Origin of the sequence: Paenalcaligenes hominis (genome assembly GCF_011927625.1) — a bacterium.
GTDB lineage: Bacteria > Pseudomonadota > Gammaproteobacteria > Burkholderiales > Burkholderiaceae_B > Paenalcaligenes > Paenalcaligenes hominis.
This window is the reverse complement of the sequence record NZ_JAATIZ010000002.1, coordinates 454,430-472,845: the sequence shown is the minus strand read 5'-3', so window position 1 is coordinate 472,845 and position 18,416 is coordinate 454,430. Positions and strand designations below refer to the sequence as shown.

Sequence of the window (18,416 nt, the reverse complement as noted above, 5' to 3'; positions counted from 1 at the left end):
AAAAAATGTCTTATATCAAGCAAGTCACTGGCGCCATGGTTGCGGCGGCTTTAGGTGCAGTCACCCCGCCAGCCGCGGCCCAAGAGCTCTTGTTAGCCGAAGCCGCGGTGCAAACTAAACCTACGGTGGAACAACGCGCGCATCAGCTATTACAACGCGCGGTGCAGCACATAAAAAACAAGGGTGTGGTTGGGGTCAATGACTTTAACCGAGACGCGCAGTTTGTCGATAGAGACCTGTATGTGTTTAGTTTAAATATGGAAGGCATTTTGCTCTCCAGTGGAGGATGGTCCGCTACGCTTATAGGTGAAAACGTATTAGAGCAAACCGATACTGACCAAAGACCATTTTTTAAAGAAATCATTGAAAGCGCTAAAAGTCAAACTCGAGGCACAGTGCAGTATCAGTGGTATAACCCTGCAGACGGCGGCATGGATGCCAAGCTAACCTCGTTTGAACTGGTCGATGGGGTTGTGGTGGCAGTGGGGTATTTTCCCGCAGCGCCTACCTTAGAGCAGGTACAAAACGTGCTAAACGAGGCTGTGTATAGCTTTGACGTAGATCCAGAAGGGGCATTGCGTAAATTTGCAAACCGTACTAGCGAATTTCAATTCAGAGGTTTACGTGTGCTCGTGTTGGATCTAGAGCAGGGCAATGTATTGTTTGATGCTGCTGAACGCTATCTGAAAGGCGTAAGCTTAGCTGATGTGGTGGATGTGACAGGGCGGCCGTTTTTATTAGAAATTGCAGATTTAGCTCAAACCGAGTTTACGCAGCAGCTAGATGCGCTAATCTTAAATCTGAAAACCAAGCGTGTGGCAGTGCAGCGTATTTTTTTCAAACGCACGGGTTCCCATGTAATTGGTGTGCAAGCAGAGATAAAAGAAAACACAGAACTATAACTGCGTTTTTTTTTCTTTAGCCCTCTGTGTTGATCCGAGCACAGAGGGTTTTTTATTTGCGTTAAAGGTAAAAAAGCGTGACTTTTTTCACTTTGATTCTTATTGCTCTTGCCGCTTTATTGCATGCGCTCTGGAACTTGCTAGCTAAAAAAGCGGCAGCAGTTGGTGCAGTATTTGTATTTGCTTATGCATTAGCTGCAACTCTGGTGTATGCACCGTTTGCTATATGGTTGTTGTGGTCAAATGTAGCGCACTGGACAGGGTGGATGGTAGGGGCTATTTGCCTAAGCGCCTTAATTCACTTGGCGTATAGCTTGAGTTTGCAGCGGGGCTATCAGCAAGCAGATTTATCAGTGGTTTATCCTATTGCCAGAGGCACAGGCCCCTTGCTTGCAACCTTAGGTGCGGTGGTTTTTCTCCATGAGCCTGTTTCAGCGCTAGGCGCAGTAGGGTTGGCCTTAGTAGTAACTGGTATTTTGTTGATTGCCTCTAATGGGCGCTTGGCGTATTTGCTGCATCCAAAGGCGCGTTCTGGCTTACGATGGGGCTTACAAACGGGTCTGTGTATTGCTATTTATACCGTTTTTGACGCTTACAGTATCAAGGTGTTATTGATTAGTCCTTTGGTCTTAGACTTTGGCAGTAATTTTCTGCGCACGGTATTACTCACACCCTACGCTTTAAAAGGCAATACTTTAAAGAACATGCAGGGGTATTGGGGCTTAGCTGTATTAGTTGGTGTGTTGTCGCCACTTTCCTATATTTTGATACTGTATGCATTAGGCCTCGGTGCGCCACTCAGTGTGGTGGCTCCAGCGCGTGAGCTATCTATGATGATTGGAACCTTATTCGGCTTTATTTGGCTCAAAGAGCGTGTTAGTTTAGGACGGCTTTTGGGCTGTGTTATTTTGGTTGGCGGGGTAGTCTTACTCGGGCTAAGTCATTAAGGGTATGTACTGATGGGGTGCAACCTTTTGGGGTACTAAAATTCAACTCGTGGTTTATGTGGGTTGCACCTTTGTTTGTCTTTGGTGCAACCAAAGCTAAAAGGATGAGTGTTATGAGTTCTACTACCCTAGGTGTCAAAGTGGATGCCGCCCTGCGGGCGCGTATTCGAGCAGCAGCAGAGCGCATTGGACGCACTCAGCATTGGTTTATTAAGCAAGCGATTTACTCTTTTCTTGAGGATATCGAGGCAGGGCGATTGCCGCCTTCATTAGCGCATTTGGTCGACGCCGATCAGGGTGATATTAAAAGCCTCGAAGAGGCCGGACTTAGCCTAGCTACAACTGAAAAAGTCCAGCCGTTTTTGGACTTTGCGCAATCAGTAGCGCCTCAGTCGGTACTACAGTCTGCTATTACTAGTGCTTACCGCCGTGCAGAACCAGAATGCATGCCGTTACTTATTGCTTTGGCCGATCAAGGTCCACAGAAACCACAAGTTAAGGCCTTAGCCCGCAAACTAGTCGAAGCCCTACGCAGCAAGCGCCTAGGCAGCGGCGTCGATGGCTTGATTCACGAATACTCGTTATCTAGCCAAGAAGGCGTTGCTTTAATGTGCTTGGCGGAGGCCTTACTTCGTATTCCAGATAAAGCCACTCGTGATGCGTTAATTCGCGACAAAATTAGTAAAGGCGATTGGCAGTCTCACATGAGTTCTGGCTCTTTGTTTGTAAATGCCGCCACATGGGGACTAATGATTACGGGCAAATTAGTATCCACCAATAGCGAACGTGGTATGTCTTCAGCACTGACACGTATGATTAGCAAAGGGGGCGAGCCGCTGATTCGCAAGGGCGTAGACCGAGCCATGCGTTTAATGGGCGAGCATTTTGTGTGTGGGGAAACCATTGCTGGAGCCTTAGCAAACAGCCGCAGTTGGGTTAACAAGGGTTTTACGTATTCCTACGATATGCTGGGTGAAGCCGCTATGACGGACGCCGATGCGTTGGTGTATTATGCCGCGTATGAGCAGGCTATCCACGCTATTGGCAAAAACGCAGCCGGTTTAGGTATCTATCAAGGGCCAGGTATTTCCATTAAATTATCTGCGTTGCATGCGCGGTATTCCCGTGCTCAACACGAGCGGGTGCTACACGAGTTGTACCCCCGTTTATTACAGCTAACGGTGCTTGCACGTAGTTATGATATTGGTATTAATATTGATGCCGAAGAAGCCGATCGCCTAGAAATTTCCTTAGAGCTGCTAGATAAACTGTGCTTAGAGCCGCAGTTGGCAGGCTGGAATGGAATTGGCTTTGTAGTGCAAGCTTATCAAAAGCGTGCCCCCTATGTGTTGGACTACTTAATTGATTTGGGCCGCCGTACCAATCACCGCTTGATGGTGCGCTTAGTAAAAGGGGCCTATTGGGATACGGAAATCAAACGAGCTCAGGTAGATGGCCTAGAGGGCTACCCGGTTTTCACCCGAAAAATTCATACGGATGTGTCGTATTTGGCGTGTGCGCGCAAACTGCTAACTGCGCCGGATGCCATTTTCCCGCAATTTGCTACCCATAATGCCCACACTGTGGCGGCTATTTATTACATGGCCGGCCCCAACTATTACGCGGGCCAATACGAGTTTCAATGCTTACATGGCATGGGCGAGCCATTATATGAAGAAGTAGTAGGCGCAGTAAGCGCTGGTAAATTAGCACGTCCATGCCGTATTTATGCGCCAGTGGGCTCACACGAAACCTTATTAGCCTATTTGGTGCGTCGCTTATTAGAAAACGGCGCTAACTCTTCTTTTGTAAACCGTATCGCCGATGAAAAAGTGCCTGTTGACGAGCTCATTGCAGACCCGGTAGAGCAAAGTTTAGCAGTGCACCCAGTTGGGGCGCCGCACCCACTTATTCCTTTGCCGGTGGATTTATACCGTCATCAGGGTGAAGACCGTCAAAACTCACAAGGCTTGGATTTATCAAATGAACACCGCCTGGCTTCATTATCTGCCGGCTTATTAGCAAGTACGACCCGCGACTGGTTGGCGATGCCTGCTACTGTCGATGAATCCGAAGAGGCAGCCAGTCGTTACAGGGATGTGCTAAACCCTGCGGATCACCGCGACGTAGTCGGGCAAGTGGTGTTCAGCGAAGCTGCAGAAGTACAGCGAGCTTTAGAACGAGCAGAGAGCGCCGCTCCCATCTGGGCAGCTACACCAGCCCTAGAGCGTGCGCAATGTTTATTGCGTGCTGCTGATTTATTAGAGTCCCATACCCCCGAGCTTATTGCTTTGGCGGTACGCGAAGCAGGTAAAAGTTATACCAACGCGGTGGCTGAAATTCGTGAAGCAGTGGATTTTTTGCGCTACTACGGTCGTCAGGTAGCACAGCAGTTCGAGGCGGATACACACCGCCCATTAGGCCCGGTGGCTTGCATTAGCCCATGGAACTTTCCTCTGGCTATTTTTCTGGGTCAAGTCTCAGCTGCTCTTGCCGCAGGAAATGTGGTCTTAGCCAAGCCTGCAGAGCAAACTAATTTGATTGCACAACAAGGGGTACGTTATTTACACGAGGCCGGTGTACCACAAGAGGTGTTGCAGTTACTTCCTGGTGCTGGCGATGTTGGTGCTGCGTTAGTGCAGGACGCACGCGTGCAGGGCGTGATGTTCACGGGCTCTACCGAGGTTGCACAACTAATTGCTAAGCAATTGTCCACTCGTTTAAATAAAGCCGGTCAACCTATACCTTTGGTGGCAGAGACCGGTGGATTAAATGCCATGGTGGTGGATTCCTCGGCTTTGGCAGAGCAGGTGGTTGCAGATGTGATTACTTCTGCATTTGATTCAGCTGGACAGCGTTGTTCTGCGTTGCGCATCTTGTGTTTACAGGACGAGGTCGCAAACACCATGTTGACTATGTTACGTGGTGCCATGCAAGAGTTACAGGTGACGAACCCAGATCGTTTATCTACAGATGTGGGGCCTGTTATTGATGCCGAAGCTCAGCAAAATATCCAACGTCATATTGCGCACATGCGTCAAAAAGGTTTTGCTGTAGAGCAGCTTACCTTAGCCCAAAGTTGTGCTCATGGCACCTTTGTAGCTCCTACTATTATTGAGATCAATGAAATTGCGGACGTGGAGCGCGAAGTGTTTGGTCCAGTGCTGCATGTACTACGTTACAAACGCTCAGAGGTCAGCAAATTAATTGATCAAATCAATGCTAGCGGTTATGGCTTAACGTTTGGCGTGCACTCTCGTATTGATGAAAGTATAGACAAGCTTGTTCAGCAAGTGCGCGCTGGCAATTTATACGTAAACCGCAATATTGTTGGCGCGATTGTAGGTGTGCAGCCTTTTGGTGGTCAGGGTTTATCAGGTACTGGCCCTAAAGCAGGAGGGCCTTTGTATGTACCGCGCTTGTTGGCATCAAGCCCAGAACAGCTTGTGCTAGGGGACATGCCCAACGCAAGGCCTGCACTGGCTTTACAACAGACATTTTTTGATTGGGTAAAAGCCCAGTACAGCGCAGATCAATTTACTCAAATTCAAAAAAATGTTGATTTGAGTTTATATGGCCTACAGATGGCGCTGTCTGGGCCTACCGGAGAAAACAATAGCTACCATTTGCAGCAACGGGGTCAAGTGCTGTGCATGCCGCAAACCGAGTGGGGGGCGACAATTCAATTAGCTTGTTGCTTGGCTACAGCTAACCAACCCATTGTTGTACTTGACCATAATAAACAAAGACTGAGCCATTGGTTGCAGCAGCTACCTAAGGATGTGGCAGCCTTTGTAATTCAAGCCTCTAGCGTAGAGCAGGCCGTAAAACAGCAGACGCCAGGGGCGGCGTTATTTGAAGGGGACGGCGACGAGTTATTGGTGGTCGCCCAGCAATTAGCTGAACATTCTGCAGTTATTATTCAACCACAAGGACGCACCGTGGCAGAACTCGAGGAGGGGAAAAGCTACCGATTAGAGCGGCTATTGGTCGAGCGATCGTTAAGTGTGAATACGGCAGCTGCCGGAGGAAACGCAACGCTAATGGCTATGATTTAAGCGTTATTACATTTTTATGCAGGCGGCTTACGCCTAGTCCATCAAACGTAATGCACTATTACGTATAAAACAAAGGGGTGAAAAAATGGACGTAATTAGTACTCCAGTCATTGTCATGTTCGTGATTTATATCGCGGCCATGCTGCTTATTGGCTGGCTAGGTTATCGATCCACCGAAGACTTATCCGACTACATCTTAGGGGGCCGAAAGTTAGGCCCATTTGTAGTGGCTTTAGCTGCGGGTGCTTCAGACATGAGCGGCTGGTTACTGATGGGCCTACCTGGGGAGGTCTACAGCACCGGTATTTCTGCCTCATGGATCGCCATTGGGTTAATCATCGGTGCGTATTTTAACTGGCTGTTTGTCGCCGCTCGCTTACGTGTTTATACGGAACGTTCGGGCAATGCCTTAACCCTGCCCGACTTTTTTTCTAATCGGTTTGAGGACAACAAAAATATCTTACGTATTGTGTCTGCCATAGTAATTTTGGTATTTTTCACCTTGTACTGCGCCTCGGGTGTAGTGGCCGGAGCGCGCTTATTTGAAAGCATGTTTGGCATGTCGTACACCACTGCAATTTGGCTTGGGGCGTTTTGTACTATTGCTTATGTGTTTATTGGGGGTTTTCTGGCGGTCAGCTGGACGGACACCATTCAAGCCTCTCTTATGTTCACGGCGTTGATTTTGACTCCGCTCATCGTGATGCATCATGCCGGTGGTTTTGGCGAGGCCGTGGGTGCAGCGCAAGCTCTAAACGTCAGTAGTACTGATCTATTATCAGATGTATCTAAAGTGGGGATTATTTCTGCTCTAGCATGGGGCTTAGGCTATTTTGGTCAACCTCATATTTTGGTGCGGTTTATGGCGGCCGACTCCGTACAAAGTATTCCTCGCGCACGCCGTATTGGCATGACATGGATGATTTTGTGTTTGGCCGGTGCGGTAGCTGTTGGTTTTTTTGGTATTGCTTATTTTGAAGCACACCCAGAACAAGCCGCTGGTGTAACGGCTAATGCAGAACGTGTGTTTATCGAACTGTCTATCTTGTTATTTAACCCATGGATAGCAGGTATTTTACTCGCAGCGATCTTAGCCGCAGTGATGAGCACTCTTTCTGCACAGCTATTAGTGTGCTCCAGCTCGCTAACCCAAGACATCTATAAAACTTTCTTACGTCGCGATGCTGGCGATAAAGAGCTCGTTTGGTTTGGACGTTTGATGGTGTTAGCAGTCGCTTTAATAGCCATTGCATTAGCCTGGAATCCAGAGAGTCGAGTCCTGTCCATGGTCAGCTATGCATGGGCTGGCTTTGGGGCGGCGTTTGGTCCAGTAGTGATTCTTTCATTGGTCTGGCGTCGTATGACCTTATCCGGCGCTTTAGCGGGCATGGTTGTAGGTGCTGTTGTGGTCTTGCTTTGGAATCATTTCGCTTGGTTTGGCTTATATGAAATTATCCCTGGCTTTGTTTTGGGCGCGTTGGCTATTTATGTTGTAAGTTTACTGAGTCCTGCTCCGGCAGCCAGTGTGACCCGCGTATTTGACGAGGTGCAATCCGAAGTCCAAAAAATGTAATCGAGCATTAACTTAAAAAAAGGGTAGCCAGCATTATGCTGACTACCCTTTTTTATGGAGTGTTAGCGTTTAGGACGCCTGCAGTAATTGCTCTGTAAGATCTAAGCCTTTGGTGTGGTCAAGTTTATCGAGTGCAATTTGCTTGGTTTTACCGTTTTTTATGAGCGGAGCTAAATCCAATCGGCCGTAGTTTAGGTCGGCGTAAGTGCGCACGTAGTAATGACCTTGTTGCAAATCACTAAGAGTAATCCAAGAGGTATACTCAGAAATATGATCTGGGTTGTCACCAACAGAGGGAGCCAACATATCCATAGCGCTTGCACCGATACGCGAATACACCGTAGCGCCACGGGGGCGATCAAAGTTGTTCATAATGTGAGCGAGTGTATTCACCGCTTTTTCAGGTGTTTTTACTTTCTCGGTGAACTGAGAATAATAGACAGCTCGTACAAAACGGCCTACCGACGTGTTTGAGGACGGTAAACCCTCAGTAGCAATACCTGAGTCCGGCTGGCTGAAGTGCTGACCATTAAATTCGGCCGTGGATTTATCCATATTGTTCAGATAAGTGTAATTACCTAAATTGGTTAAATGCCAAGGCAATGAAGGACTGTTGGTCATGACCCCAACGGGATTGTCATACACGTGTTGTTGACCATTGCTGAACTCCACCACAATAGATGCCCCTGTTGCATCATGCAGCGTGTAATGAAAAGGGGTTTTCATTAGCCCCAAGGGTAGCAGCGCGGTAACCAGTACAGGTTGGGCTTCTAATGCTTCTTTAACCTCGGCAACTGTAGCAAACTGAGCGAGCGTCCACGCCCCTAAATCGATCGCTGCTAATACAGCTTGGTTAGTTTGAAAGTGATCTGCTGGCCCGTCCGTGGTCGCGTAGGCCAGCATGCCAAAATTCAAGCCTTTTTCATTCATGCCATCAACAACTTTAAGCTCTTTATTTAGCGGATCGGGCACGTTAATAGAAAGAAAAGCATATTTGCTTTTGAAATCTAATGCATGGTGATGAGCGGCCTCAGATCCAAATGTTGTATTTTGTGGGGTAAACCGTACTTGGTACGGCATTTCCAAGGGCAACTCTAAAGTGCGACCTGCATAGTGAGCACCGTTGGCATCGGTGTACAACAACGAGGTACAAGCAAACAGGCTTTGAACCGGACCAAGAAGTACAGCTGCTGTAGTGGCAACTGCTATTTTCTTTAAAACAAACTTTTTCATAGGTGGCGTAGTGTAAAGAAAAGGAGCAACAGCCTGCCGTGATAAAGGACGGAGCCAAAATTCTCTCGCTTCGATCAAGTTAGGCAACGGGTAGTGACTTACTTGTACTATGGATTACGAATTAAAAAAAGAGGAATAGAGCTCCTCTGTAGAAAAGTAGGTTAGTCGCTTTGCATTTACATTTTATGGCCGTGGGTTGATAGATACACTTTGCGTTCCTATACACGTAAAACCAGTCGGCCATCCACGTGTGTTACAACCCATTTTAACGCGTAGTTTTACTTATTACGGAGTCAACAGTGAACGTCACCATCACACAGTTAATTACTTATCCCGTGAAGTCGTGTGCGGGTATTCAGCTAGAGCACAGTGCTATTGATTACCACGGTTTACAGTGGGATAGACAATGGGTGGTGGTTGATGAGCTGGGGCAAATGCTAACTCAGCGCACGCTGCCGCAGATGGTATTAGTGCAGCCTAGTCTAAGCGATCAGGGGTTGCATTTAAACGCTCCGCATATGCCAGAGCTAACTTTAAGCTTGGCAATGCCGCATACATCTGCGACGCGCGTGCAGATTTGGGATGACGTAACGTGGGGGGCAGATCAGGGTGAGGCTGCAGCGGATTGGTGGACCCATTATCTAAAACAGCCATGTCGTCTACTACGTGTTCATACTCAGGCGCAGCGTGGACTTAATCAAACATGGGTTCGGAAGTGGTTGCAAGCAGACACGGTCCCTGCTCATACGGCAGGCTTAGCCCAAACGACGTTTGGTTTTGCAGATGGTTTTCCTTTTTTGATTTGTAATGAAGCCTCATTAACAGAATTAAATATACTGATTAACGAGCAGGGCGCCGCGCCGGTGGGCATGGACCGATTTAGGCCCAATATTGTGATTCAGGGTTTAGAGGCTTACGATGAGGACCACCTGTTAAGCTTAGGTAACGCGTCACTACAGTTTGCTAAGTTAAAAAACTGTACGCGTTGTCCTATGCCGAATGTGGATCCTAGCAACGGTGTGATGGGTCTACAGCCTGCACTGGCTTTGCGTGATAGCAGACGCACCATCGAAGGCATCACATTTGGAGTAAATGCCGCTTTATATGATGCAGAACCTAATGCCACACTCGAAGTAGGCCAAGGTCTTCAAGCTGTGTTTAATTTTTAAAACGATAGGCCTTCATGCTGCAGTAACCAGCGTTTGCGCTCAAGGCCGCCGGCGTAGCCACCGAGTTGTTGATGGGTACCCACGACGCGATGGCACGGAATAATCACACTAATAGGGTTGGCCCCATTGGCGGTACCGACGGCACGTAGTGCCTTGGGGTGCTGAATGTGTTCAGCCAGCTGTTTGTAGCTCCAGGTGGTACCGCAGGGTATGTGCCGTAAACCTGCCCAAACTCGCTCTTGAAAAGGGGTGCCTTGCACCACACAAGGCACCGCCTCTAGGGCGTCTAACTGACCAGAAAAATAATGCGCTAACGCCTGGGTAACAGAGCTTGTCGTGGATGCAGGCTGCACCGACCAGACGGTATTGGCATACTGGCGCGTTAGCAACTGTTGCATGCGCGCGTGGTAGTCTGCCCAATCAACCGCCCTAGCTCGACCGGCACGGTCTGTAAAAACAATGAGCTCACCCAAAGGCGTAGCAAGACGTTCTTCATATAAATCTAGCACAGCCATCGTGTCACCTTAGCGTTTAAATAGGGAAATAAAAAAGACGGAGTGGATTAGTCTTCATAAATGCGGATTTGATAGGATTGTGCTTGGCTTTGGCTATCAAAAGATGTGGCTAAAAGCTGATACTCACCGGGCTCTAGCCAAATAGCAAGCGCTGCATTTAAATCCCCGCCACTGTCGTCGTCTTCGGCAATAAGCTGATTGTTCTGTAATAACTGCAAATAGGTATCAAACCGTTCTGCGTCCATCTCAATTACATACTGGCCGGCCTCGGCAATCACCAAGGTAAACAGGTCAGCATCAAGATTGGCGCTAAGACGGTGGGTCGTGGTTTGGTTAGGACGCAGCGTCTTGTGGGGAAGTACCGGACTTACGGTTTCGCCCGAAGCAGATAGCTCATACAGTCCAGACTGGTTATCGCCGTCCAACTCAAGCGTATGCGTGCCTGCTGGCAAATAAGCACGGATTTGCTGTGTGGTATTTTGTGTACTGCGGCTGCGATAGGGGCCCAGCTGTAAGCTACCCATAAACGCATTGCTATGTAATTGCACGGTGACTATTTGTGGCGCATCCAGATGCAAGGTAAAAGGAATAGGCTGATTGCTATACAAGCCAGAGCGGCGTTGACCATCTACAGGCAACTCACCCCCATCCCTATTTAGCTGTATTAACTCGGGGTTTAACTCTTGGTGTTGGATGCGTAGCGCAAACCCGCCAGCGAACTGGTTATCACCTGTCGCCGAGGTAGCCAGTAGTTGATAATCCCCACGCGTCAGATAACGGCTAAGACGGGCGTTGAGTTGCTCGCCACCATCGTCATCTTGTGCTATTTCAGTGCCATCACTGGCTTTAAGAACCAATAACGGATCTAGGTTAGGCGCCATTGCTTTGAGGTCCATTACATAGAGGCCATCGGTAGCAATATGTAGTGGATAAGCGACGGGAGCCCCTTGTGCCCAGTCATACAGATCACTATCTGCGGTAAGGGTATCGCCCGCAAATTGTTGAAGCTCGCTGACACGCAAGCTAAATGGGCCAAATGAAGCCGTGTCCTGACCACTGACAGCTATGTGATAGGTGCCAGCGCTAGGCGCCTTGAAAAGCAAAGCCGTTGCTGCCTGATCCGTAGAGCAAGCCAGACACGCTTCCTCGGCGCTGACGCGTTCAATGAGCTGGTCTTGATGCAAGGCGCTGATTTGCGCGCGCAATGGGCCTTTAACTTCAACTTTTACCAGTTGGTTGGCCTCAAGCTGAATGTCGTACACAGCGCTACGTACGCCATTGCTTAGGTTCAGCAGACTTTGGCTGGTAATTTCACCGGCTTGTTTCTGATTTAACTGCAAAGCGGGGTAGTGAGTCGTCGTGGATGTGCTGGGGGCGTCGGCATAATGCAAATACGCATAGACACCGGCACCAGCTAAAAGCGCTCCGCCTATTGCGGCGCTTAACGTTTTAATCGTCATTGTTATTTTGATTACAAAGTGAGTTTAAGTACGAGTTTTAATGATTGTATAAGACTGCTTCTGTGCCAGTAAGTGGAGAATGGTTTCGTTACGAGTCGGTGTTACGCTTGACTTAAAATCATTGTTTATATAATATAAATAAATATATTGATAATGGAGATTGACCATGACCCAGAAATACCACCAATTAACCCAAGACATTAATCGTAATCTCGCTACACTACGCAGTGGTATACCGGAAGTGATACAGGGCTTTGGCGCTATGGCTAAGGCAGCGAACAGTGAAGGCGCCTTAGATACTAAAACTAAAGAGCTGATTGCTTTGGCTTTAGGGGTGGCGATGCGCTGCGATCCTTGTATAGGTTTTCATACCAAAGCGTTAGTGGATTTAGGTGTGACCGAGGCTGAAATCCAAGAAATGCTAGGGGTAGCTATCTATATGGGGGGCGGGCCTTCTATGATGTATGCCGCCAATGCCATGGCTGCCTTTAACGAGTTTTCAGAGGCTAAAACAGCAAACTCGTAATTCGATTTAAGAAAAAGAGCGCTGCTAAAACGCTCTTTTTCTTTGTTGTGCAAAAAGCCCTGCTGTTTAGAGTGACGAGAAATAGCGTGGACGGCATCGCCGTCCTTTTTTTGCGCAGAAAAGAGTCAATAGACCAGTTAGGCGGGTTTGACTTGAATCGTCGAGCTGACCTGCTTGGCACGTTGACGAGCCGTCTCGACATCGTCTGCGGCCGCCAAGGCCACCCCCATGCGCCGACGCTCAAAACTTTGAGGTTTGCCGAATAAACGCACATCACTTTGTGGAACGAGCAGGGCTTGGGCCACGTACTCGAACATAACAATTTCCGTATCAACACCCCCATAAATGACCGAGCTAGCGCCAGCCGAACGCAATGTAGTGTCGACGGGTAAACCTAAAATAGCACGCGCGTGCAGTTCGAATTCACTTTGGGCTTGAGTGGCCATGGTGACCATACCGGTGTCATGAGGGCGTGGGCTGACCTCGCTAAACCAGACCTCGTCGCCACGCACAAAGAGCTCGACCCCAAACACACCCAAACCACCTAAGTTTTGGGTAACGGATTGAGCGATGGCCTGCGCTTTTTCAAGAGCGGCGGTGCTCATGGCTTGAGGCTGCCAGCTTTCTACATAATCGCCATCGACTTGTTGGTGGCCAATAGGCGCACAAAAATCCGTCACTACCTGACCTTGACTAAGGCTGCGTACGGTCAACAACGTGATTTCGTAATCGAAATCAATAAAACCTTCGACAATAACACGCTGCTGGCTAACACGGCCTCCGTCCATAGCGTAATGCCAGGCCGTCTCGATATCGGCAGCTGAAGCGATTTTGCTTTGACCTTTGCCAGAACTGCTCATGAGCGGTTTGATGACGCAAGGATAGCCAATACGACTTTCAATGGCTTCGGTTAACTCCTCTAGGCTATTGCAAAACGCATAGGGGCTAGTCGGGACCTCGAGCGTTTCCGCTGCTAAGCGACGAATGCCTTCGCGATCCATAGTGAGCTGAGTCGCACGGGCAGTAGGAATCACGCGTAGTTTTTGCGCATGCTCGAACTCCGCCAAGACAGAGGTCGCAATGGCTTCGATTTCCGGCACGATAATGTCCGGTTGCACCGTTTCAATTAAGGCACGCAGGGCTTGCTCGTCACTCATATTAATGGTGTAAGCATGATGCGCCACCTGATGCCCAGGCGCGTTGTCATAGCGGTCAACAGCAATGGTTTCAGCACCTAAGCGCTGCAACGCAATAATCACCTCTTTACCTAGCTCACCAGCGCCTAGCAACATCACTTTGGTAGCGCTATGGCGTAGTGGGGTGCCTAGTGGTTTCATACGTACTCCATCCATAAAAAGCGTATCGCCAAATAGAATTAAAACGCTATTGTAAGCGGTAGGACTTTAAATGATTCAAACAGTAAGTTTTTTGAAACACTTGCGTCAAAAAAATCCACATAAAGCTAGGCTATGATGGAGCTTTTATGTGGTTGTTCCTTTATAACGATTTTTATTGACGCCCTGTATGTCCTCTAACTCAAGCACAGGTCAACGTGTTGGATCTATTTTTTTTATTTTCTTGCGTTTAGGTCTCACCTCGTTTGGTGGCCCTGTTGCCCATCTCGGGTTTTTTAGGGATGAGTTTGTCAAGCGACGGGCTTGGTTGTCTGAGTCTAATTACGCCGAGCTCATCGCTTTGTGCCAGTTCTTGCCAGGCCCAGCCAGTAGCCAAGTGGGCATGGCTTTAGGTTTACTACGAGGGGGGTATGCGGGGGCGTTGGCAGCGTGGTTAGGCTTTACTTTACCATCCGCGCTTTTGTTAATTGTCTTTGCATTGGGGTTGCAGCAGAGCGATGCAGGGCTCAATGCAGGATTTATTCATGGGTTACAGCTTGTGGCAGTGGCCGTGGTTGCCCAAGCCATTTGGGGCATGGCAAGGCAATTATGTCGCGGTGTAGCACGCAGCGTAATCATGTTTGCCGCTGCAGCTCTAGCCTTGAGTTTTACATGGGTTGGGGCTCAGGTGCTGATCATGATGGGGGCGGCAATAATAGGCACACTCCTATTTAAACCCATTACCTCACACCATAACGATGCCTTAACGCTTCCCGTCAGTCTGCGCATGGCACAAGTGGCTTTGCTAACTTTTGTTGTGTTGCTGCTGGGCCTGCCTTGGTTAGCTCAGCACTTTGCAGGTCACTCTGCTGCGCTAATTGATGCGTTCTTTAGAGCAGGTTCGTTAGTTTTTGGGGGCGGTCATGTGGTCTTGCCATTATTAGAAAGTGAAGTGGTAGCCACTGGCTGGGTTTCACCGGATACCTTTTTGGCAGGCTATGGTGCTGCCCAAGCTGTGCCTGGCCCTTTGTTCACTTTTGCAGCCTTTTTAGGCGCAGCCATGCCCACCACGCCCAACGGCTGGGTAGGGGGGGTAGTGGCAGTCATTGCTATTTTTTTACCCTCGTTTCTTTTAGTGATAGGGGCGATCCCTTTTTGGGGGCGATTGCGTCAAAACACACGCGCCCAAGCCGCTTTAATAGGAGTGAATGCCGCGGTGGTGGGGTTACTGCTAGCGGCTTTTTACCGTCCTGTTTGGCTCAGTACTATTCATGGCCTACCCGATCTATTAGGCGCTGCCGTGGCATTTGTAGCCTTGTCTTGGCTACGTTGCCCGCCTTGGTTGGTGGTGGTGTTGGGAGGGGTGGTAGGTGCCTTTTTATTCTCTAGCGTCCCCTTGGCCGTGCAGCTGCCCCAACTAACGTCGATAAGCTGAAGCTTTCAATCTTTAGGTAAAAAAAGCTATCGCCATGGCGACAATCTGAACTACAGAGCAAGATGAGCTAGATTGCTTCTGATGCCGTTAACGATTGTGTCCACTATATGAGCGGGGAATCCTTCCGGAATTTTCTCTTGCACAAGGGTGATTGCGCCTTCCACGATACCCGGTAACTCTTCTAGGATAGTTGTTGTAGGCTCTACGCCGATATATCGTTCGCCCACAGCAAGCCAATGCCTTCGGTAAGTTTCGCGCATACGGTAATGCGCATTTTTAGTGCGCAAAGCCATGGCCATTTTGACGTTTCGCAGGTGCACCTGTCTGGCGCTGCTTCCTACCCAAGGCCAGGCGGACAGAACATCGTAGAGCGGGGCTAACTTGAAAGTACCACCCGGAGCAATGGCTAAGCTGAAATTCTTGGCGTGACCGTCGGTAGCCGCAAGAAGCCAAAAGTACAGCAGTGCCTTGAAGAAGGTCTGTCGGTCATCTCTCGCGCTAGCAGAGCCGCGAAGAAGGTCCATTATGTCCGATACACCCGGTCCGCCATCCGACTCATACTTGAGATGTGATGGCAATCCTTGTGCCTGCAGCAGGTCCTCGTGGGGGAGGCGAACAATCCAACCATCTGGATGAATAGCGCGGTCAAATCGCTCAACGATGAGTACCCGCTGGTTCTCGAACTGAGCCATCTCCGTTTTCGCAATAGACAGCCCCATGGCCCTCAATAGCTCCATCGAAAGCCATTCGTTCTCTACGGAGTGCTGTAGGTCATAGCGCGTGTTCCCAGCTAAGCCGAGCGGTAGCTTGAGAATGTGAGTAGTTGGCGTTGCACCGTGAGGCACATGCCAAGAGCCTTTATGCCAAAGAAGGGCGGTTTTCTCTTGTGCGCCGGCTAATGAGAAGCGAAAGTCATCACTGGAGTCATCTCCTGTTGTCATTATCACGCGTCTTAGGTGCTCTGCCACTTCTGCTTCAGTTAAGGCTCTGCCGTCAATGGATTTCACATCCGGAGGCGGAGAACCCTCTGGAAGTAGCTGTACGGCGCCCGCAGCATCACGGCCAATGCTCTGTAGCAAGGTAAAAGCGTCTAGGGATGGGGCTTTGAATCGGGCACCTATACGACGGCGTATCGCTTCATTGTCAGGTAGGAGGTTGTCAAAGTAATTGTCGACGGGAACGTCTCGCAGACCGTCACCAGCTCCCGTCATCGGCAACGAGAGTGACAGAGGTCTACCTTGTGGATGGTCTACCCAAGATGGGTCATACACCAGGCGGGAAGCGGTTCTGCCTTTTTGGTGCCACTTCCCCACAAAGATACCATTCATCCAAATATCAAGAACACCCATTACCAGCCCTCGATAGAATCTTTGAAGGGTCGTCGAGGCTCGGCAACCAGCTGAGTATCTAGGACGGAAAGAACCTCATAAACTCTTGCGAAGGCAAGGCCGGAGGCATCCTTTTCCATGCGAGAAATGGCTTGCTGAGAGGTGTTCAGCTCAAGAGCGAGCTTAGCCTGGCTCCATCCTTTTTCTTCTCTCAAAGAGCGGATAAGCGGTGAAAGTTGCTCCACTTTTAATAAAAGTACCGATTTCATCGTCACGTCTCGCCGCAAATAAGAATGAGCACATCTTCAATGATGTTGCCTCGAAATACATCAAATAAGATGTAAGTGCAAAATACATCATAATTGATGTAATTGTAGATTACAACGAATAAAATGTAAGCATAAAGACCTTGGGCAAGTAGGTCTGGCTTCAGAATGCTTAGCTCAGCCTTCTTTAAGACGACGAGCTAGTGATTTTGGAATACGTCGAGAGTGCCTTTCCCAAGGGCTGCACGCACCAATCGATACCAAAGGGAAGCATCTGCTTGGTCGAGTTGAGAGCCTTTTAGTTGCTCGATAGAGGTGGACTTTGGGCTTACTAAAGCCTGCTCATTGTATTGTGGGCGGTTGCAAGACCCCCGGTACTGAAGTGAGTTAAAGATGGAGCTGCACCTTGGCATCGTATGAGGTACTTCGATGTTAGGGTGCTAACAGCTTGTCCTAGCACTGTCCACCGTTTTTTGGACGTTCAAAAAACTTCTACAAAAAGCGGTTTTTTTGCTTGTTTAATGTCCAAAAATCACGTACAAAAATCTATGTCTAATAAAGGTACGTTTTATGTTAATTGGATATGCTCGAGTAAGTACTCAGGATCAAACTCCAGACTTACAGCTGGATGCGTTGAGGAGTGCTGGGTGTGAAGATATTTTTCAAGAGAAAATAACTGGAACTAATCGAGAGCGTCCAAAGCTTAATCTTTGCCTAAGGTCTTTAAGAAAAGGCGATACACTCGTGGTTTGGAAGCTAGATAGACTAGCGAGGTCGCTTAAAGATCTTGTTGCTATTATTTATGACCTCCAAGAGCGTGATATTGGTTTCAAATCGCTAACCGAGGCCATTGATACAACAAGCTCTAGTGGTCGGCTTATTTTTCATATTTTTGGGGCTTTGGCTGAGTTCGAGCACAATTTGATCCGAGAAAGAACGTTAGCCGGCTTACAGACTGCGCGAGCTAGAGGAAGAAAAGGTGGTCGTAAGCCAAAGTTATCTCACTCAGACATTAAAAAAGCTGCTGCTATGCTGTTAGATCCAGTTATGACGAAAAAAGAAGTAGCAGAGCATTTTAAAGTGAGTAGAACTATTCTAGATAGTTCATTAGCACGCCTACAAAAAAGTAGGTAAGCTGATTTTTTGATGGAAGGGGGGGGCCATGTTACTTGCGTTTATTCCAATTACTGTCTTGTACGCAGCGTTGTTTTGGATTGCATACATAGCAGCAGCAAAGAGATAGCTCTGGTGGTGTTCTTAATAGAAATCTCTTGATGTTGTGAGGTGGTATCAATCTTTTGTCTTTACCCCATTATATGGAGACAAGATGACGCTTGATCTCAAGTTGAGTTTGAGAAAAAAGTATTTTTTCTATCCTTATTATGGAGACAAGAATCTTGTCTCCACATAAACAATACAGTGGAGAGGAAGAACCTTTCTATTTTTTATGAGTGTATAGATAAATAGACGCTCAGTTGCGTTGTTATCAGCTAAACAAGTTTTTTATTGTTATTTCGGGAAACAAAAAGCCCAGTCGTTTGACTGGGCTTTTTGTTTGAATCTTTTGGTGGCCTTGGGCGGAATCGAACCACCGACACAAGGATTTTCAATCCTCTGCTCTACCGACTGAGCTACAAGGCCATTTGGCTTTGTGTTGCACCAAAGACATA

General features: G+C 48.4%; 14 protein-coding genes and 1 tRNA gene. 8 read left to right on the top strand and 7 right to left on the bottom strand.

What is annotated here, in order from left to right; all coding sequences use genetic code 11:
* Positions 1 to 5 precede the first annotated feature (5 nt).
* The 4 genes from GGR41_RS06320 to putP all read left to right on the top strand — a co-directional run bounded on the left by GGR41_RS06320 (position 6) and on the right by putP (position 7,480).
* A complete protein-coding gene (locus GGR41_RS06320) occupies positions 6 to 902 on the top strand; it encodes a cache domain-containing protein (RefSeq protein ID WP_167661109.1) in 897 nt (298 codons plus the stop codon).
* A 77-nt stretch (positions 903 to 979) separates the two neighbouring features.
* Positions 980 to 1,849: an EamA family transporter gene (locus GGR41_RS06315; protein ID WP_167661108.1), complete on the top strand. Its 870-nt coding sequence runs from the start codon at positions 980 to 982 to the stop codon at positions 1,847 to 1,849.
* Positions 1,850 to 1,962: 113 nt separating this feature from the next.
* Positions 1,963 to 5,907, top strand: coding sequence for a trifunctional transcriptional regulator/proline dehydrogenase/L-glutamate gamma-semialdehyde dehydrogenase (gene putA / locus GGR41_RS06310; RefSeq protein ID WP_167661107.1), 3,945 nt, complete (start codon positions 1,963 to 1,965; stop codon positions 5,905 to 5,907).
* Between the two features lie 85 nt (positions 5,908 to 5,992).
* The gene (gene putP, locus GGR41_RS06305; RefSeq protein ID WP_209279760.1) at positions 5,993 to 7,480 is read left to right on the top strand and encodes a sodium/proline symporter PutP; all 1,488 of its coding nucleotides are present in this window, start codon (positions 5,993 to 5,995) and stop codon (positions 7,478 to 7,480) included.
* A 69-nt stretch (positions 7,481 to 7,549) separates the two neighbouring features.
* Here the strand turns inward: putP and GGR41_RS06300 are convergent, their stop codons facing one another.
* Positions 7,550 to 8,713 (bottom strand): linear amide C-N hydrolase, encoded by a 1,164-nt coding sequence (locus tag GGR41_RS06300; RefSeq protein WP_167661106.1) that lies wholly within the window; start codon positions 8,711 to 8,713, stop codon positions 7,550 to 7,552.
* Between the two features lie 299 nt (positions 8,714 to 9,012).
* Here GGR41_RS06300 and GGR41_RS13250 point away from each other — a divergent pair, with 299 nt between their 5' ends.
* Positions 9,013 to 9,882, top strand: a complete 870-nt coding sequence (locus tag GGR41_RS13250; RefSeq protein WP_167661105.1) for an MOSC domain-containing protein — start codon at positions 9,013 to 9,015, stop codon at positions 9,880 to 9,882.
* On the opposite strand, the gene GGR41_RS06290 is transcribed toward GGR41_RS13250, so the two are convergent.
* Positions 9,879 to 10,397, bottom strand: a complete 519-nt coding sequence (locus GGR41_RS06290; RefSeq protein WP_167661104.1) for a methylated-DNA--[protein]-cysteine S-methyltransferase — start codon at positions 10,395 to 10,397, stop codon at positions 9,879 to 9,881. The two genes, GGR41_RS13250 and GGR41_RS06290, sit on opposite strands and share 4 nt — an antisense overlap.
* A gap of 47 nt (positions 10,398 to 10,444) precedes the next feature.
* Positions 10,445 to 11,857, bottom strand: coding sequence for a hypothetical protein (locus GGR41_RS06285; RefSeq protein ID WP_167661103.1), 1,413 nt, complete (start codon positions 11,855 to 11,857; stop codon positions 10,445 to 10,447).
* A gap of 166 nt (positions 11,858 to 12,023) precedes the next feature.
* Between GGR41_RS06285 and GGR41_RS06280 the strand changes: the two genes are divergently transcribed.
* Positions 12,024 to 12,383 (top strand): carboxymuconolactone decarboxylase family protein, encoded by a 360-nt coding sequence (locus GGR41_RS06280; RefSeq protein WP_167661102.1) that lies wholly within the window; start codon positions 12,024 to 12,026, stop codon positions 12,381 to 12,383.
* Positions 12,384 to 12,520: 137 nt separating this feature from the next.
* On the opposite strand, the gene purT is transcribed toward GGR41_RS06280, so the two are convergent.
* Positions 12,521 to 13,720 (bottom strand): formate-dependent phosphoribosylglycinamide formyltransferase, encoded by a 1,200-nt coding sequence (gene purT / locus GGR41_RS06275; protein ID WP_167661101.1) that lies wholly within the window; start codon positions 13,718 to 13,720, stop codon positions 12,521 to 12,523.
* Between the two features lie 187 nt (positions 13,721 to 13,907).
* On the opposite strand from purT, the gene chrA reads away from it, so the two are divergent.
* Positions 13,908 to 15,152 carry a chromate efflux transporter gene (gene chrA, locus GGR41_RS06270; RefSeq protein ID WP_167661100.1) on the top strand — a complete coding sequence of 415 codons (1,245 nt, stop codon included), beginning with the start codon at positions 13,908 to 13,910 and terminating at the stop codon, positions 15,150 to 15,152.
* Positions 15,153 to 15,202: 50 nt separating this feature from the next.
* Here the strand turns inward: chrA and GGR41_RS06265 are convergent, their stop codons facing one another.
* Both GGR41_RS06265 and GGR41_RS06260 read right to left on the bottom strand, forming a co-directional pair.
* Positions 15,203 to 16,501 (bottom strand): type II toxin-antitoxin system HipA family toxin, encoded by a 1,299-nt coding sequence (locus GGR41_RS06265; protein ID WP_167661099.1) that lies wholly within the window; start codon positions 16,499 to 16,501, stop codon positions 15,203 to 15,205.
* Entirely contained in the window at positions 16,501 to 16,749 is a 249-nt protein-coding gene (locus GGR41_RS06260) for a helix-turn-helix domain-containing protein (protein WP_077734380.1), read from the bottom strand. Before GGR41_RS06260 ends, GGR41_RS06265 begins: the two co-directional genes overlap by 1 nt.
* 567 nt (positions 16,750 to 17,316) lie before the next feature.
* Here GGR41_RS06260 and GGR41_RS06255 point away from each other — a divergent pair.
* On the top strand, positions 17,317 to 17,880 hold the full coding sequence (locus GGR41_RS06255; RefSeq protein ID WP_167661098.1) for a recombinase family protein: 564 nt from the start codon (positions 17,317 to 17,319) through the stop codon (positions 17,878 to 17,880).
* A gap of 431 nt (positions 17,881 to 18,311) precedes the next feature.
* Here the strand turns inward: GGR41_RS06255 and GGR41_RS06250 are convergent.
* Positions 18,312 to 18,387 (bottom strand) — tRNA-Phe (locus GGR41_RS06250).
* Between the last annotated feature and the right edge of the window lie 29 nt (positions 18,388 to 18,416).

Bases quoted from the DNA above. Each gene is read 5' to 3' on its own strand.
- GGR41_RS06320 (WP_167661109.1), top strand. From the start codon at position 6: ATGTCTTATATCAAGCAAGTCACTGGCGCCATGGTTGCGGCGGCTTTA.
- putA (WP_167661107.1), top strand. From the start codon at position 1,963: ATGAGTTCTACTACCCTAGGTGTCAAAGTGGATGCCGCCCTGCGGGCG.
- putP (WP_209279760.1), top strand. From the start codon at position 5,993: ATGGACGTAATTAGTACTCCAGTCATTGTCATGTTCGTGATTTATATC.
- GGR41_RS06300 (WP_167661106.1), bottom strand. From the start codon at position 8,713: ATGAAAAAGTTTGTTTTAAAGAAAATAGCAGTTGCCACTACAGCAGCT.
- GGR41_RS06290 (WP_167661104.1), bottom strand. From the start codon at position 10,397: ATGGCTGTGCTAGATTTATATGAAGAACGTCTTGCTACGCCTTTGGGT.
- GGR41_RS06285 (WP_167661103.1), bottom strand. From the start codon at position 11,857: ATGACGATTAAAACGTTAAGCGCCGCAATAGGCGGAGCGCTTTTAGCT.
- GGR41_RS06280 (WP_167661102.1), top strand. From the start codon at position 12,024: ATGACCCAGAAATACCACCAATTAACCCAAGACATTAATCGTAATCTC.
- purT (WP_167661101.1), bottom strand. From the start codon at position 13,720: ATGAAACCACTAGGCACCCCACTACGCCATAGCGCTACCAAAGTGATG.
- chrA (WP_167661100.1), top strand. From the start codon at position 13,908: ATGTCCTCTAACTCAAGCACAGGTCAACGTGTTGGATCTATTTTTTTT.
- GGR41_RS06265 (WP_167661099.1), bottom strand. From the start codon at position 16,501: ATGGGTGTTCTTGATATTTGGATGAATGGTATCTTTGTGGGGAAGTGG.
- GGR41_RS06260 (WP_077734380.1), bottom strand. From the start codon at position 16,749: ATGAAATCGGTACTTTTATTAAAAGTGGAGCAACTTTCACCGCTTATC.
- GGR41_RS06255 (WP_167661098.1), top strand. From the start codon at position 17,317: ATGTTAATTGGATATGCTCGAGTAAGTACTCAGGATCAAACTCCAGAC.